The sequence below is a fragment of the Komagataeibacter sp. SM21 genome (assembly GCF_041402665.1).
Classification (GTDB): Bacteria; Pseudomonadota; Alphaproteobacteria; order Acetobacterales; family Acetobacteraceae; genus Komagataeibacter; species Komagataeibacter saccharivorans.
Map to the genome: position 1 here is coordinate 37,545 of NZ_JBGLOV010000008.1, position 14,910 is coordinate 52,454.

13 protein-coding genes are annotated in these 14,910 nt (G+C 62.4%); 8 read left to right on the forward strand and 5 right to left on the reverse strand.

Annotated features, from left to right (window positions below; translation table 11 throughout):
* The first annotated feature begins 201 nt into the window (after positions 1–201).
* From ACBR42_RS09370 to ACBR42_RS09385, 4 genes are all read left to right on the forward strand, one after another.
* The gene (locus ACBR42_RS09370; RefSeq protein ID WP_371207825.1) at positions 202–1,362 is read left to right on the forward strand and encodes an OpgC family protein; all 1,161 of its coding nucleotides are present in this window, start codon (positions 202–204) and stop codon (positions 1,360–1,362) included.
* Positions 1,363–1,439: 77 nt separating this feature from the next.
* Complete coding sequence (locus ACBR42_RS09375) at positions 1,440–3,008, forward strand: DegQ family serine endoprotease (protein WP_371207826.1); 1,569 nt, start codon at positions 1,440–1,442, stop codon at positions 3,006–3,008.
* A gap of 6 nt (positions 3,009–3,014) precedes the next feature.
* Complete coding sequence (locus tag ACBR42_RS09380) at positions 3,015–4,133, forward strand: FUSC family protein (RefSeq protein ID WP_102325166.1); 1,119 nt, start codon at positions 3,015–3,017, stop codon at positions 4,131–4,133.
* 43 nt (positions 4,134–4,176) lie between these two features.
* Positions 4,177–5,640: a mannitol dehydrogenase family protein gene (locus ACBR42_RS09385; protein WP_371207827.1), complete on the forward strand. Its 1,464-nt coding sequence runs from the start codon at positions 4,177–4,179 to the stop codon at positions 5,638–5,640.
* Positions 5,641–5,658: 18 nt separating this feature from the next.
* Here the strand turns inward: ACBR42_RS09385 and ACBR42_RS09390 are convergent, their stop codons facing one another.
* Positions 5,659–6,207, reverse strand: coding sequence for a GNAT family N-acetyltransferase (locus ACBR42_RS09390; RefSeq protein WP_371207828.1), 549 nt, complete (start codon positions 6,205–6,207; stop codon positions 5,659–5,661).
* An 81-nt stretch (positions 6,208–6,288) separates the two neighbouring features.
* On the opposite strand from ACBR42_RS09390, the gene ACBR42_RS09395 reads away from it, so the two are divergent.
* The 3 genes from ACBR42_RS09395 (at position 6,289) to mdoH (ending at position 10,431) form a co-directional block, all read left to right on the forward strand.
* Complete coding sequence (locus ACBR42_RS09395) at positions 6,289–6,633, forward strand: winged helix-turn-helix domain-containing protein (RefSeq protein WP_102325168.1); 345 nt, start codon at positions 6,289–6,291, stop codon at positions 6,631–6,633.
* Between the two features lie 127 nt (positions 6,634–6,760).
* A complete protein-coding gene (locus ACBR42_RS09400) occupies positions 6,761–8,266 on the forward strand; it encodes a glucan biosynthesis protein (protein ID WP_371207874.1) in 1,506 nt (501 codons plus the stop codon).
* Positions 8,242–10,431, forward strand: a complete 2,190-nt coding sequence (gene mdoH, locus ACBR42_RS09405; RefSeq protein ID WP_371207829.1) for a glucans biosynthesis glucosyltransferase MdoH — start codon at positions 8,242–8,244, stop codon at positions 10,429–10,431. The genes ACBR42_RS09400 and mdoH overlap by 25 nt, the downstream gene beginning before the upstream one ends.
* Positions 10,432–10,452: 21 nt before the next feature.
* On the opposite strand, the gene ACBR42_RS09410 is transcribed toward mdoH, so the two are convergent.
* Together ACBR42_RS09410 and ACBR42_RS09415 are read right to left on the reverse strand one after the other, a co-directional pair.
* Positions 10,453–10,905, reverse strand: coding sequence for a hypothetical protein (locus ACBR42_RS09410; RefSeq protein ID WP_371207830.1), 453 nt, complete (start codon positions 10,903–10,905; stop codon positions 10,453–10,455).
* A 414-nt stretch (positions 10,906–11,319) separates the two neighbouring features.
* Entirely contained in the window at positions 11,320–11,478 is a 159-nt protein-coding gene (locus ACBR42_RS09415) for a hypothetical protein (RefSeq protein ID WP_180967544.1), read from the reverse strand.
* Between the two features lie 178 nt (positions 11,479–11,656).
* Between ACBR42_RS09415 and ACBR42_RS09420 the strand changes: the two genes are divergently transcribed.
* Complete coding sequence (locus ACBR42_RS09420) at positions 11,657–12,973, forward strand: MFS transporter (RefSeq protein WP_102325171.1); 1,317 nt, start codon at positions 11,657–11,659, stop codon at positions 12,971–12,973.
* Positions 12,974–13,369: 396 nt separating this feature from the next.
* Here the strand turns inward: ACBR42_RS09420 and ACBR42_RS09425 are convergent, their stop codons facing one another.
* Together ACBR42_RS09425 and hisC are read right to left on the reverse strand one after the other, a co-directional pair.
* Positions 13,370–13,648 carry a hypothetical protein gene (locus ACBR42_RS09425; protein WP_102325172.1) on the reverse strand — a complete coding sequence of 93 codons (279 nt, stop codon included), beginning with the start codon at positions 13,646–13,648 and terminating at the stop codon, positions 13,370–13,372.
* 131 nt (positions 13,649–13,779) lie between these two features.
* Positions 13,780–14,850, reverse strand: coding sequence for a histidinol-phosphate transaminase (hisC, locus tag ACBR42_RS09430; RefSeq protein WP_371207831.1), 1,071 nt, complete (start codon positions 14,848–14,850; stop codon positions 13,780–13,782).
* Between the last annotated feature and the right edge of the window lie 60 nt (positions 14,851–14,910).

A 14,910-nucleotide genomic window follows, 5' to 3' on the forward strand; every position in this document is an offset into this window, starting at 1 on the left:
GGCCCGTGGCGGTCGAGTCATGAAACGGCGGGATGACGCATTTGACCGGTGACGGGCGCGGGCAGGGCATGGTCATGCGGGACGCGCGCGCCATATGTGCGGTGGGGGAATGGTCAGCCCACGGGTTTGCTGCTTTACGCTTCCCCCATTACATGAAGGGCACGGCTTTCATGGGTGTCGTTCAGGCGGGCAGGGATTACGATGGGCACTTCCACTCCACAGGCGGCTGTACCGCACCGGCGGGATCATCGGGTCGATGCCCTGCGCGGCGTGGCGCTGCTTATGATGTGTATCGACCACATCCCGCAGGACGTGCTCAACCGTTTCACCATGCGCAATGTCGGTTTTGCCGATGCGGCGGAGGTGTTCGTGCTGCTGGCGGGTTATGCGTCGTGGCTGGCCTACGGGCGCGGGTTTGCCAGAAAGCCGGTGCCCACCGTCCTTGCGCGGATCGGGCGGCGGTGCTGGCAGCTATATGTATTCCAGATCGTGATGGTGGTGGTCTGTGTCGCCACCATTCGCGTATGGCGGAATTTCTGGCCCGTTCCTGTTGATTTTCTGGAACCCGAACTGGCGCATGGGCTGGATTCGGTATGGCGTGTGCTGTCGCTGGTCGCATTGCCGGGCAACCTGAATATCCTGCCGCTGTATATCGTGCTTCTGCTGGGGTTCGCGCCGCTTTACGTGCTGCTGCGCCGGGCGGGGACCGCCGTGGTGCTGGGGCTGAGCGGGCTGGTATGGCTGGTGGTCAATATCAACCCCCGGCTGAACTTTCCCAACTGGCTTGACCCTGACGGATGGTTCTTTGACCCGCTGGCATGGCAGTTCCTGTTCGTGCTGGGGGTATGTGCCGCGCGTGTGGCGGGCCAGCACGATGGCAGCCTGCCGCGTTCGCGCCTGCTGGCGTGGGGATGCGCCATGTATCTGGTCTTTTCAGGCGTGCAGTCCTTTCCGTGGACGCAGTGGGGTTTTCATGACCTGCGCCCCGTCGTCATGGCGGTACCGGACAAGATGATCCTTTCGCCGTGGCGTCTGGTTGACGTGCTGGCGGTGTTCTATCTGGTTCAGTCCTCACACGGGGCGACGCGGCTGGCGAATACGCGTGGAGGACAGCTTATGGCGCTGTTCGGGCGGCATTCGCTGGAAATCTTTACCATGGGTACGATCATCGACCTGTATGGCCGTCTGGTGCTGACCAGTTTTGGCACCGGATGGATGATGCAGGTGGCCGTCAACGTGGTGGGGTTCGTGGTGCTGCTGGCCGTGGCGCGGATGAAGGAACGCGCGCGCGTGGCCGCCCGCACCCCGCCGCAGCCGAAACCGGACGACCTGCACGCGGCCGCGCCGTTATGCCGTAACTGAGGGCGTGGTTTCCGTGCCGGTGACGGGCGTGGTATAGGTACGCCATTCAATCCCGTTAAGCAGGATGTATGTGCCCCATGTCTTTCCGTGCCGCTGCGTTTTCCCGATCCTGCCTTGCCATGGGGCTGCTTACGACACTGGGGGCCAACGGCGCCGCGTATGCGGCCGATCCCGCGCCCGCGCCTGCCCCGGCATCCGCGACACCGCTTCACCTTCCGGGTGAAGGACGCAACATGCCCGACAGCTTTGCCGATCTGGCGGCACGGCTGCTGCCTGCGGTTGTCAATGTTTCCACCACCGAGATGGTCCGTCCCGGCGAGGACGATGATGAAGGCGGCGATGACGGTGACAGCACGCCGCAGGTGCCAAACTTCCCCGAAGGCTCGCCGTTCGAGAAGTTTTTCCACGATTTCATGAACCGGCAGGACAGCCCCAACGCCCCGCCGCGCAAGATGCAGGCGCTGGGCTCGGGCTTCATCATCGACCCTTCCGGCGTGATCGTGACCAACAACCATGTCGTGCGCCATGCCGACCAGATCACCATTACGCTGCAGGACAATACCGTGCTCAAGGCGCGGCTGCTGGGTCATGACGACCGGACCGATCTGGCCGTGCTGAAAGTGGACAGCCCCAAACCGCTGCCCGCCGTGCCCTTTGGCGACAGCGACCATGCACGGGTCGGGGACTGGGTGCTGGCCATCGGCAATCCGTTCGGCCTGTCCGGCACGGTTACGGCGGGGATCATTTCCTCACGCGGGCGTAATATCGAACAGGGGCCGTACGATGATTTCATCCAGACGGACGCCCCCATCAACAAGGGGAATTCCGGTGGCCCGCTGTTCAACCTGCGCGGTGAGGTGATCGGGATCAACACAGCCATCTTCTCCCCTTCGGGCGGGTCGATCGGGATTGGCTTCTCCATCCCCTCCGCCGAGGCGCGGGGCATCATCGAACAGCTTCGCCATCATGGCACCGTCACGCGCGGGTGGATCGGTGTGCGCATTCAGGACGTGACGCAGGAAATCGCCGACGGGCTGGGCCTGCAGAACGCCCATGGCGCGCTGATCGCAGGTGTCGAACCCAAGGGACCCGCGGCCGCGGCCCATCTGCAGACCGGCGATGTGATCGTCAGCCTGAATGGCAAGGATATTGATGGCCGCGCACTGCCCCGGCTGGTGGCCGAGCTTGCGGGTGGCAGTGTCGCGCATCTGGGCGTGTGGCGCAAAGGCCAGCAGACGAATGTCGCCATCACCATTGGCGCCCTGCCCGAAGAAAAGGCCGCCAAGGACGATCCCGACCATGCGGCCGCGAAAAAACCGGCGCAGGGCAGCGTGGCCGTAACGGGCATGGGCTTCACCGTGGGCGAGATCGACGACATCGCGCGGCAGAAATACAACATGGCCGAAGGGCAGAAAGGCGTGCTGGTAACCGGCGTGACCGAGGACAGCCCCGCTGCGGAAAGGGGCCTGCGCCCCGGTGATGTGGTGACGGAAGTGCAGCAGTCCGCCGTCAACGCGCCGGCCGACCTGCGTCGCCAGCTTGATGCCGCGCGTGCCGTGCATCGCAAGACGGTCCTGTTCCTTGTGCAGAATGCCGATGGCCTGCGCTGGGTGCCCTTTCCCCTGCCGGATAATCCCGGGCACTGATCGCACATGCACGCACGCATGAAAATCCTGCTGCATTCGATCATGCAGCAGGGCACATGGCGGCAGGTGGTGCGGATGAGCGTCTCGCTCGTCCTGTCCGGCATCGTTGCGGCCATGATCCATCTGGACGAACCGGTCTGGGCGCTTATCACCTCCGTCATCGTCATTACCCAGACGCGCCTGACCCAGACCCTTTCCACCGGGCGCGAACAGATTGTCGGCACCCTGATCGGGGCTGCCGCCGGTATGTCGGCCATCGCGCTTGAACAGTGGTATGGGTTTTCCCTGTTCGTGGTGTTCTGGGTGATGCTCATGCCGCTGGCCGTTCTGGTGGCGTTGCGACCCAAGATGCGGGTGGCGATCGTAACCCTGATGGTGGTGTTGCTGTTTCCATCCAGCGGCGCGCCGTTTTCGCGGCCCCTGCAACGTATCGCCTCGATCATGACCGGGGTTGTGGTGTCGTTTGCGGTCTCGTTCTTCGTCCTGCGGAACGAGGCGCGGCGCGAAGTGCTGACCAATTCCGCCAGCCTGCTGCGCAGGCTGGCCGATCTGGTTTCGTGCGCCCTGCACCAGCATCCCGATTATGATGCGCTGGCCACGGCGGATGTGATGTGCCGCACCCTGTTGCAGGACATCAACGACGGGGTGCAGGAAGCCGAGGTCGAACATCCCGGCACCCTTGCGCGGCATGACCCGCTGGTGGCCCGCCTGCCGGGACTTTTGCGTCGGGTCCGTGCGGATGCTATCTTTATCGCACGCGCGGCGGTTGAAGGTGAAACCGCCCGTACGGGCGACATGCTCGAACATGAGCGCGACATGCTGGCGCAGATACTGGGCCAGATGGCCGATCGCTGCGATGCGCTGGCGGCCAGCCGCCGTGGCCATGCCCCTGCGGATGAGGGCATGCGCGACATTGTGGACCGGCTGGAGCGTCAGGCAGGGGAACACTGGACCCCCGTCATGCGTTTTGCCCTGGGACTGTTGCACGCCGATATGCGGCTTGCCGTGTGCAATATCTGGTCTGATGGGCAGACCGACGAAAGTCCGTTCCCCCCTGCGGGAGACCCGGTTCTGGCCGAGGTTTCGTTCGGGCCACCGGGCGCCAGCGTGCCGGTGAAGCGATAGGGCTGCCGCGCGAACAGACATAAACAGGAGTTCAAAAGACACCATGCTGAATGAAACAACCCTGAATCATCTTCCCGCTGGCGTGCAGGCGCCGGGTTACCAACCGGCGGAGGTGGGACGAGGGATCGTTCATTTTGGTGTTGGCAATTTCTTCCGTGCGCATGAAGCCTGGTACGTGGATAAATGTCTCGCCCTGCCGGGGCAGTCGGAATGGGGCATTGTCGGGGTGGGCCTTGGTGGCGGCGCACGCGGCGAGGCCAAGGCGAAGGCGTTTCAGGAACAGGACTGCCTGTATTCCCTGACGGATGTGACCGCCGATGGCGCGCGCAGCGTGCGCGTGATCGGGGCGTTGCGCGAATACCTGCTTGCCCCCGCCAATCCCGAAGCCGTGCTGACCCGCCTTGCCGATCCGCAGACGCGAATCGTCAGCATGACGATTACCGAAGGCGGCTACAACATCGATGAGGAAACGGGGCGCTTCCGCCTCGATACCCCTGCCGTCCGTGCCGATCTGGAAAACCCGGGCACCCCCGCCACCGTGTTCGGTTACGTGGTGGAAGCCCTGCGCCGCAGGCGGGATGCGGGGATTGCGCCGTTTACCGTGCTGTCCTGTGACAACCTGCGCAGTAACGGCCATGTCGCGCATGAGGCCTTTGTCGGGTACGCACGCGCGCTGGATGCGGATCTGGCCGCATGGATCGACGCCAACGTGACCTTCCCCTGCGCCATGGTGGATCGCATCACCCCCGGCGTCGATGACGCGACCCGCAAGGCGCTGAACAAGGGCAGCGGTCTGGATGATGAACTGCCCGTCCTGGCCGAGGATTTCAGCCAGTGGGTGCTGGAGGACAAATTCTGCAATGGCCGCCCGGCGCTGGAAAAGGTCGGTGTGGAGTTCGTGGATGACGTTGCCGGTTACGAGCAGGTGAAGGTGCGCATGCTCAATGCCGCGCATCTGCTGCTGGGTTCGGCCGGGCTGCTGCTGGGTTACCGCTACGCGCATGAAACGGTGCAGGACGCGGATCTGGAACGTCTGGTCAACGCATACTGGATGCAGGACGCCATGCCGCAGATCGATGCGCCGGAAGGTGTCGATCTGGATGCCTATCGCCAGCGTCTGCTCAGCAGGTTCTCCAATCCGTCGGTGGCTGACACGCTTCTGCGCATCTGCAGTGATGGTGCATCGAAGGTGCGTGTGTTCTGGACCGATACGGTGCGTCGTTCACTGACCAGCGGGCGGCCGCTTGAGCGTATTGCCTTCGGCATTGCCGCCTATCTGGAAATGCTGCGCGGACATGATGAGAAGGGGCAGGCGTACAAGCCGGTCGAACCGACGCTGAATGAGAAGGATCTGGCGCTGGTTCGCGCCGATGACCTTGCCGCGGCCCTTGCCCTGCCTGCCTTTGACGGCTGGCGTGACATGGACACCACGGCGCTGGACGCAGCGGTGGTTGCAGCCCGCAAGGCCATCCGCGACAAAGGACTGCGCGCCGTGCTTCCGGTGTGATCCGGTTTTATCCCCCGCTTATGTGCCGGGGGAAAGGGGCCTGCGCATCGGGCAGGCCTCGCTGCCATAGGTCGCGGCGATATGGGGCGGGATGTCCGCAATGGGGGTGAAGCCCAGATGCGTCCATAATCCACGCGCGGCCGGTGTCGCCATAAGTGCCAGCCAGTGCAGTCCGTGCTGGCGGGCCCGCCCTGTAACGATTTGTAATGCGTCCCGTGTCGCACCCTGCCCGCGCAGGGCGGGGAGGATGGCGATGTCATGGATGTACCAGCAATCGGGCTGTTCAGGCAGGGTATGGAGGTACGTATCCAGTGCGGGCGGAGATGCGACGCGCCCCGGATGGCTCAGAACATATCCGCCCGGATTGCCGCGCGCATCGGGCAGAATCAGGCATCCGGACGGACATAGCCTGCGGCGTTCATCCAGCACGTCGCGCCGCTCGGGGTAGTCAGGATGGAGTTGTGCCGCCACCGCGACAACGCCATCCAGATCGTCAGCCCGCATGGGCCGCCATGGGTTCGCGGGGGGTATCGTGGTCGGTCCGGTGGAGGGGATGGATGGGCACATGGGGGAAAATTCCGTTCCAGAAGAAGCCGTTTCCGGTAGAAGGGACGGATGATATAGCTGCCGGCGGGAGTACGGAAAACCATGACAAAAATGCGCCTGACAATACGGCTTGACGCAAATGGCAACCCGCTGCTGGGGCACGGCAAGATCAGGCTGCTGGAACAGATTGGCGAGACGGGGTCCATTTCCGCCGCCGCCCGGGCGATGGGCATGTCATATCGCAGGGCATGGCTGCTGGTCGAGGCGATGAACACCGCCTTCACGCATCCCCTGGTGTCTGCCCGCCCCGGTGGTGGGGGTGGTGCGGGCCTTTCGCCCGAAGGGGAAACGGTGCTGCGCCTGTACCGGGAAATAGAGGATGCGGCCCGCGCCGCTGCCGCGGGACCGCTTGAAACATTGGCGGGCATGTGTTCATCCCCGCCGTGAAAAAGCCATAAGCTGTCACGATCACACGTATTACCGCCCCGGCTTTACCAATAAACAAGAATAGTGTGTCAGCGCGTTAAATAAGAAAAATGAACTGGAGTTCAACTCAGTGTTACGACGTGATTTCATGAAAGCGGGTACCGCCCTGTCTGCCCTGTCTCTGGTGGGTATGGGGGCGGCACGACCTGCCGGTGCGGCTGAAAGCGGTAACTTTGACTCCACCACGGTGCGTACGCTGGCGCACCAGCTTTCACAGCAGGCTTACCAGCCGCCTTCACAGACCCTGCCTGCCCCGCTGCGTAACCTGAATTTCGATCAGTACAGTTCCATGGCTTTCCGTTCGGAACAGGCATTGTGGCATGGCGAGAATCTGGGCTTCGATGTCGAGTTCTTTCCCCGTGGCTATCTGTACGCCCCCCGGATCGAAATGAACGAGGTGATTGACGGACAGTCCCGTCCCATCACCTTCAACCCGGACATGTTTACCTATAACGATCCTGCCCTGCGGGTGAGTGACGATATCGGCTTTGCGGGGCTGCGGCTGCGCGCGCCGATCAACACGCCCGGCGTCATGGAGGAATTCTGCGTCTTCCTCGGCGCATCCTATTTCCGCGCCGTGGCGAAGGGACAGAATTACGGTCTGTCGGCACGCGGCTTCGCCAATGGCACAGGCGATCCGGCGGGTGAGGAATTTGCCCTGTTCCGCGCGTTCTGGCTGGAAAAGCCCAAGGCGGGGGTGGACAGCGTGGTCGTTCATGCGCTGCTGGACAGCCCATCGCTTGCCGGTGCGTTCCGTTTTACCATCCGCCCCGGCGAGACCACGGTATTCGATGTCCAGTCCTACCTGTATCCGCGCAAGACCCTTGCGGAATCCGGGATCGCTCCACTTACGGGCATGTTCTATTTCGATGCGAACGACCGCGCGCGCGTGGATGACTGGCGTCCCGCCGCGCATGATAGCGAGGGCCTGCTGATGTGGACGGGCAGCAGCCAGCAGTTGTGGCGGCCGCTACGCAATCCACGTGATCTGCAGTTCTCGGCCTTCAGCGATGTCAGGCCGCATGGTTTTGGCCTCATGCAGCGCAAGCGGGCCTTTACGGATTTCGAGGACGTGGCCCTGAATTACGAAAAGCGGCCTTCCCTGTGGATCGAACCGATAGGCGACTGGGGTGCCGGTGCCGTCGATCTTGTCGAGATCCCCACACCCAATGAGGTGAATGACAACATCGTCTCCTTCTGGCGTCCGCAGGATGGCCTGACCGCGGGACGGGAATACATATTCACCTATCGCATGTACTGGGGCTGGGACACGCCCTGGCCCACGCGGCTTGCCCGTATCGCGGCAACCCGCGTGGGTGAGTCGACGGATGATTCGCATACCCGTTTCTTCGATCTCGACTTTGTCGGCGCACCGTTCGACCACCTGCCCGAAAATCCGCATTTCCACCTGCAGTGTCGCACTTCGGCTGGGGAGATACGCAATGTGGTGGTCGAACCGGTTCCCCCCATCCATGGCTGGCGCAGTACGTTCGAGTTCGCGCCCGGCGATGCAAAGGTGGCTGAACTGAACTGCGTGCTGGCCGATGACAACGGCCCCGTATCGGAAGAATGGGTGTATCGATGGACGCCGTAGGGGAAGTTCCTCCGTCCGGGCCGCAGGTGGCAGCGCCGTCCACCCTTCTGCCGCAGGGCTGGGCGGCGCTGCCACCTGCGGCACCGCTGGACATGCCCGTTCATGCGCTGGCGGATGAACCGGACCTGCATGGGCGTGGTCGTGTGCCGGTCAGCCAGTGGAAGCTGATCCACCTGCGGCGTCTGCTGGTTATCGGGGGCGCCGTCGTCATGACCGGGCTTGCCGGTTATGAAATGGATCTGGTGTTCAATGCCGTGCAGCGTTCGGTTGCCGGCATGGTGATGCTGGTGCTGTTCGTCGTGCTGTTTTTATGGATCGGGCTGGCATTTACCTCGGCCATTGCCGGGTTCTGGTCGATGCTCAACCATGGTGGTCTGGGGCTGGGGATCGAGCGCACCGGGCCGCTGCCGCGCCTGTCCAGCCGCACGGCGCTGCTCATGCCCACCTATAACGAGGACCCCGGCCGGGTCATGGCGGGCCTGCGCGCCACCATCGACAGTCTGAGCGCCACATTGCAGGAACGCGCCTTTGACGTGTTCATCCTCTCCGACACCACCGATCCGGACGTATGGGTGGCGGAAGAAGCCGCCTATATGGCGCTGTGCCGTGCGACGGGGTGGGGCGGGCGGCTGTTTTACCGTCGCCGTGCCGTCAATACCGACCGCAAGGCCGGGAACATCGCGCAGTGGGTGCGCAGCTATGGCGCAGCCTACCAGCAGATGATCACGCTGGACGCCGACAGCATCATGTCAGGCGACGTGATCGTGCGGCTGACCGCCGCCATGGAGCGTAATCCCGGCGTGGGGCTGATCCAGTCCCTGCCGGTGATCGTGAACGGGCGCACCCTGTTCGCCCGCATGCAGCAGTTTGCCGGACGTGTATATGGCCCGCTGATCGCCCACGGGATCGCATGGTGGCATGGATCGGAAGGGAATTACTGGGGGCATAACGCGGTCATCCGCACCCGGGCTTTTGCCGAACAGGCCGCACTGCCGCACCTGCCGGGCCGCAAGCCGTTTGGCGGGGCGATCATGAGCCATGATTTTGTCGAAGCCGCCCTCATGCGCCGGGGTGGCTGGGCAATCCACATGGTTCCGGCGCTACACGGATCGTACGAGGAAAGCCCGCCCTCCCTGACCGATATCGCCATCCGCGACCGGCGCTGGTGTCAGGGCAACCTGCAGCATGCCAAGGTGATATCCGCCCGGGGCCTGCACTGGATCAGCCGCATGCACATGCTCATGGGCATCGGGTCTTATGTCACGTCGCCGCTGTGGCTGGTCTTCCTGCTGGTGGGCATCGTGGTTTCGCTGCAGAACCGGTTCTACAAGCCGGAATATTTTGGGGATACCAAGCTGCTCTATCCCCACTGGCCGCATGTTGACCCGGTGCAGGCCGAATACATGTTCCTGGGTACCATGTTCGTGCTGCTGGCGCCCAAACTGCTTGCTTATGTCCTGCTGCTGCTGGACGGGCCGCTGCGGCGCGGCTGTGGGGGCGCGATTGCCGCGGCCGCATCCATTGTGGCTGAAACGCTGGTGGGCGGCCTGCTGGCCCCCATCGCCATGATGATCCAGACCGGGGGCGTCCTTTCCATCCTGATGGGGCGTGATTCCGGCTGGAACGCCCAGCGGCGCGATGCGGGCGGCCTGCAGATCATGGCCAATGTGCGGCTGTACATGCTCCATACCATACTGGGTCTGGCACTGGCCGCCGCCGCATGGAGCGTCTCGCTGCCGCTGTTCCTGTGGATGCTGCCGGTAACCCTTGGGCTGGTCTGCGCCATTCCGCTGGCCGTGCTGACCGGAAGCGTTGCGGTGGGACAGGCATTCCGTCGCGTCCGCCTGCTGCTGATACCCGAAGAAACCGCACCGCCTTCGGTTCTGAACGAGGCCGTGACCTATATGGACCAGATGGCGGGCCATCCGGTGCAGGAAGCCATTGCCGCCCTGCGGGCGCGGGCGGGGCTGCTGCGGGTGCATGAAATCATGCTGCCGCCGCCACGCCGCAAGGGCGACCCGATCAATCCGGCCCTGCTGGTCGGGCTGCTGAAACTGCGCGAGGCCCCTGATGTGGAAACGGCGGTGCGTGAACTCAACCGTGCGGAAAAATCCGCCGTTCTGGGCAATGCGGAGGGGCTGCGCCTGATCGCGCAGCTTCCCTGACGCGCCCGGACCGTGGGGCCGTCAGTCGCTTGACGTGCCCTGCGGGGCGGAAATGACTTCCTCCCCTTCATCCGAACCATCGACCGACATCACCGCATCAAGCGCATTGCACAGTTTCTTCTGGTTCGCGCTGGCGGACGAACCGGGTGCTTCGCAGAATTTGGCGGCATCGGGGACACAGGTTTCCGTCGCGTCCTCATAATCGGACGTCATCACGTCATGCGCCAGCGACAGGTTGGGGTTATGTGCGCTTTCGCCTGCTTCCTCGATAATCTTTTCCATCTTGTGCAGGTCATCGAGCTTGTCGAGGCATGCCTGACTGGCCAGATCCGGCTTGAGTCGCAGCACATCCAGCGCGCGCTGGACTTTCTGCACCGACAGGCTCTGCCCATGGGCGGGCGCGCATAGCAGCGGGTAAGAAAGCAGTAACGCGATCGGCAGTGCGGCAAGGCGTAGAGACGGGTTGATGTTCACCGTGACCGTTCCGTTTGTCCATATCCCCGGCATGGGTGATGCGGCAGGCAACGGCAGCCGCATGCGGGAGTGAGGCCCCGCCGGACAGGCGGGAGCGGGAGGAGACTATGACAGGAACCCATCCGTTATGAAAGATGGTCCAGACGCTGGGCGCATGCAAGGTCTGCGCAAAATGTGATCCAGAATCTTCTGATATAATAAGGGACAAACGGGAATTGCGTCAAAAATTTGAGAATTCCCTTACATTCATGCGGTTTTTTGAGTATAGATTGATCCCACTGAATATATTTTTTGCGCTTTGGCGGAGGTTGGAAACTATCGCATCACTGTGAAATCGTTCGAAACTGCAACGATTTTGTATATCTGTTCAATTAATGGTCTTTCTGGCGGTGAGAGATCACATAATCGTACCGGCTATTCGGCACGTTTTTGTGTTTTTTCATCAATTTGTAATGAAAGTCGTGCCACAGGGCACGTTTTCCTGCTGGATTGACGAATTCTGTCGGTGACATAGAGGGGAAAGCGCTTTTCCAGCCCGATGCGCTGCTGGTCCGGCGCTGAAATCCGCGCCACGTTTTCCCTGCTGTAACCGGCCCGGGCGCCCGCATGCCCGACCTTATGAAACTGAGGTTCCGCACTGGAGTTCCGGGCAAGGCCCGGATTGTGCGGACGCAGCCTGCATCGACGCTCCGCAATGAGGTGGAGCCCCTCATCTTCGTGTCGGCTGCCTGTGAAAGAGGAGTATCTCCCCTTGAAACAGACAGACAATCTGTCCGAATCAACGTCCTTCGCTGACCGGCTTGGCATTCCGGCACCCCTGTTCTGGGGTTTTGTCGGCCTGCTGTTCTTCATGATCGGTGATGGGGTGGAGGCCGGCTATCTGGCCCCCTATCTGGAGGGGCAGGGCATTTCATCGCGCAATACCGCGCTGCTGTTTACCATTTATGGTGTGACCGTCTCGCTGTCCTCATGGGCATCGGGGCCGCTGTCCGATCTGTGGGGCCCCAAGCGGGTCATGTGGATCGGCCTTGCCATCTGGGGCGTGTTCGAGGTCGTCTTCCTGACCTTCGGCGTGGCCGTCAACAGCTATCCCATCATGCTGGCCGCCTATACCATGCGTGGCTTTGGCTATCCGCTGTTCACCTATGGCTTCCTGGTCTGGATCGCGGCCGCGACCCCGCCGCGTCAGCTTGGCTCGGCCGCGGGCTGGTTCTGGTTCGCCTTTTCCGGCGGGCTGCCCACGCTGGGTTCGCTGTTCGCCAGCTTCTCCATTCCGCTGATTGGCGAAATGGCGACGTTCTGGTCCTCGCTGGCGCTGGTCATGTTCGGTGGCCTGCTGGCCCTGCTGATGACGCGTGAGCCCATCGGTTCCCGCCGCCTTGCCCCGGTGGGCACGAAGCCCGGCACGATCTTCTTCAGTTCGATCAGCATCCTGTGGCGTGAGCCCAAGACGTTTGTCGCCATGATCGTGCGGACCATCAACACGTCGTCCGAATATGCGTTCCTGGTCATCATGCCGGCGTTCTTCACCAAGGTGATCGGCTTCTCGCTGTCGCAGTGGCTGCAGCTTCTGTCGATCATCTTCCTGTCGAACATTCTGGTGAACCTTGTGTCCGGCATCACGGCTGACCGTCTGGGTCACCGCACCGTTGTTGCCCTGTTCGGCTGCGTGGGTGCTGCGATCACCGTGCCGCTGTTCTACTATGTGCCGCAGATGTTCCCCGGCAACTTCCCCATCGCGGCTGCCATGGGTGCGCTGTATGGCGCGACGATTGCCGCCTTCGTGCCGCTGTCCGGCCTGGTGCCGCAGATCTGCCCGAAGGAAAAGGCTGCCGCCCTGTCCGCCCTGGGTCTGGGTGCCGGTGCCAGCACATGGGTTGGTCCGGCCATTGTGACGTGGTTTGAAAGCTGGCGTGGGATCGAGGGGATCATCTGGATCTTCTCCGGCCTGTATGTTGCCTCGGCCCTGATGACGCTGGTGCTGACCGTCTCGCCCGAAGCCCGTCGTTACATTGACGCCGCTGCTGCACGCGGTGATGTGGCGGAAGAAGTGACGCTTGGTCACTGATCCATCATGAATCCTGATCCGGTCGGGTGTTCCGATACGGGTGGAAAACGGGTCTGCCGCAAGACAGGCCCGTTTTTTATTGTCCTCAAGGTTGCAGGTGAGGTGACAGGCTCAGCCTGAAATGCTGGCGTTCAGGGCGACTTTCCCGCAGGCTGGCGCAACCGGTCGTATGGACGGAAACCGGGCAATAGCCGAAGTTTCTGGTGAGGATTTTTTCAAAAAGATTCCAAAAAAACACAGTCTTCTTGAAAAAAGGCGGCATCCGGAAACGCTCACCTGTCAACCGTATGTTTTCAGGCAGTGACGCACCGATGCGATGAACCATAGGGCGGAAATATGAGGCGACAGGGCATGAAAAAGGCCGGTCCCCATGGGGCCGGCCTTTTTCCTGTCTGTTCAGATGCTGCGTTCAGGCCGCCTGCGCGGGCTGCGCGGCCGGTCCGTGCCGCCGGGGCGGGGGGTATTGCGCTGTTCCCCGGTCTTTAGCGCCGGGGCTGCGCTGATTTCGCTTTCAAGCTGGCGGATGCGTTTCTGCACGCTTTCGCGCAGGGCGGGCGATGTATGCGATTTCATGGAAGCCAGCGTTTCGCGCAGGTCGCGCAGTTGCTTCTGCTTTTCAGGAAGCGTGCGACGGATCGGCTGGTTGTCGGACATCTGTCCGTGGAATGCGCGCATGATCAGGTATCCTGTGGACCTCGGGTCCAGGAAATGAGTTGTTAACCATATGTGGAAAGGTGGACAGCACGTACTGACCCGTAGCCCGCCTGTGGGCGGGGCAGCGGGTGCAGTGTGTGATGAACCGGGGGCTAGCCCCCGTTCTGCGCAAGCACGTCGGCCAGTCCTGTTACCAGGGCATCGCATTCGGCGTCGGTGCCGATGCTGATGCGCAGCCATTGTGCGATACGCGGGGTCCGGAAATGACGCACGATGATCGCCCGTTCCCTCAGGGCAGACGCCAGATATGCCGCATCACGGTCCGGGTGTCGGGCAAATATGAAATTTGCCTGCGACGGCAGAACCTCAAACCCCATCTTTCCCAGGCTGTCGGTCAGCCTGTTGCGTGAGCTTATGATCTTCCCGGTGGTCTTTGCAAGCCATTCCCGGTCCTCGATCGCGGCAATGGCGCCCACCTGCGCCAGACGGTCCAGCGGATAGGAATTGAAGCTGTCCTTTACGCGGGTCAGGGCGGCAACCAGATCAGGCTGGCCAATGGCATAACCCACGCGCAGCCCGGCCAGCGCGCTGGATTTGGACAGCGTGCGCACCACCAGCAGGTTGGGATACTGCGTAACCAGCGAAATCGCCGTCTGCGCGCCAAAATCGACATAGGCTTCATCAACCACCACCACCGCATCGGGGTGTTCATCCAGCAGGGCGCGGATACGGGACAGGTCAAGCGCTATGCCGGTGGGGGCGTTGGGGTTGGGAATGATGATGCCGCCGCACGGCCTGCGGTAATCGGCGATGTCGATGCGCATCGCCTCATCCAGCGGCACCGTCTCGTGCCGGATGCCGTACAGGCCGCAATAGACGGGGTAGAAGCTGTAAGTGATGTCGGGGAAAAGCAGCGGGTTTTCGTGGTTGAGCAGCCCCTGGAAGGCGTGGGCCAGCACTTCGTCCGAGCCATTGCCGACAAATACATGATCGGTTGGTACGTCATGGTCCTGCGCGATCGTGGCGCACAGCGCCTGCGCGGTCGGGTCGGGGTAAAGGCGCAGCGTGTCGTCCACCGCCGCTTTCAGCGCCGCGATGACCTTCGGCGATGGGCCGTACGGGCATTCATTGGTGTTCAGCTTGATCAGGTTGGCCAGTCTGGGCTGCTCCCCCGGTACATACGGGGTCAGGGTGTGGACGACAGGACTCCAGAAACGGCTCATCAGGGAAAATTCCAGATCAACAGGGGCAAAAAAATATGCGCCACCATAACGCGATATGGC

Excerpts from the sequence above, each read along its gene's own strand:
- ACBR42_RS09400 (WP_371207874.1), top strand. The coding sequence starts at position 6,761 with ATGAAAGCGGGTACCGCCCTGTCTGCCCTGTCTCTGGTGGGTATGGGG.
- ACBR42_RS09385 (WP_371207827.1), top strand. The coding sequence starts at position 4,177 with ATGCTGAATGAAACAACCCTGAATCATCTTCCCGCTGGCGTGCAGGCG.
- ACBR42_RS09380 (WP_102325166.1), top strand. The coding sequence starts at position 3,015 with ATGCACGCACGCATGAAAATCCTGCTGCATTCGATCATGCAGCAGGGC.
- ACBR42_RS09395 (WP_102325168.1), top strand. The coding sequence starts at position 6,289 with ATGACAAAAATGCGCCTGACAATACGGCTTGACGCAAATGGCAACCCG.
- ACBR42_RS09425 (WP_102325172.1), bottom strand. The coding sequence starts at position 13,648 with ATGCGCGCATTCCACGGACAGATGTCCGACAACCAGCCGATCCGTCGC.
- ACBR42_RS09375 (WP_371207826.1), top strand. The coding sequence starts at position 1,440 with ATGTCTTTCCGTGCCGCTGCGTTTTCCCGATCCTGCCTTGCCATGGGG.
- mdoH (WP_371207829.1), top strand. The coding sequence starts at position 8,242 with ATGGGTGTATCGATGGACGCCGTAGGGGAAGTTCCTCCGTCCGGGCCG.
- hisC (WP_371207831.1), bottom strand. The coding sequence starts at position 14,850 with ATGAGCCGTTTCTGGAGTCCTGTCGTCCACACCCTGACCCCGTATGTA.
- ACBR42_RS09370 (WP_371207825.1), top strand. The coding sequence starts at position 202 with ATGGGCACTTCCACTCCACAGGCGGCTGTACCGCACCGGCGGGATCAT.
- ACBR42_RS09390 (WP_371207828.1), bottom strand. The coding sequence starts at position 6,207 with ATGTGCCCATCCATCCCCTCCACCGGACCGACCACGATACCCCCCGCG.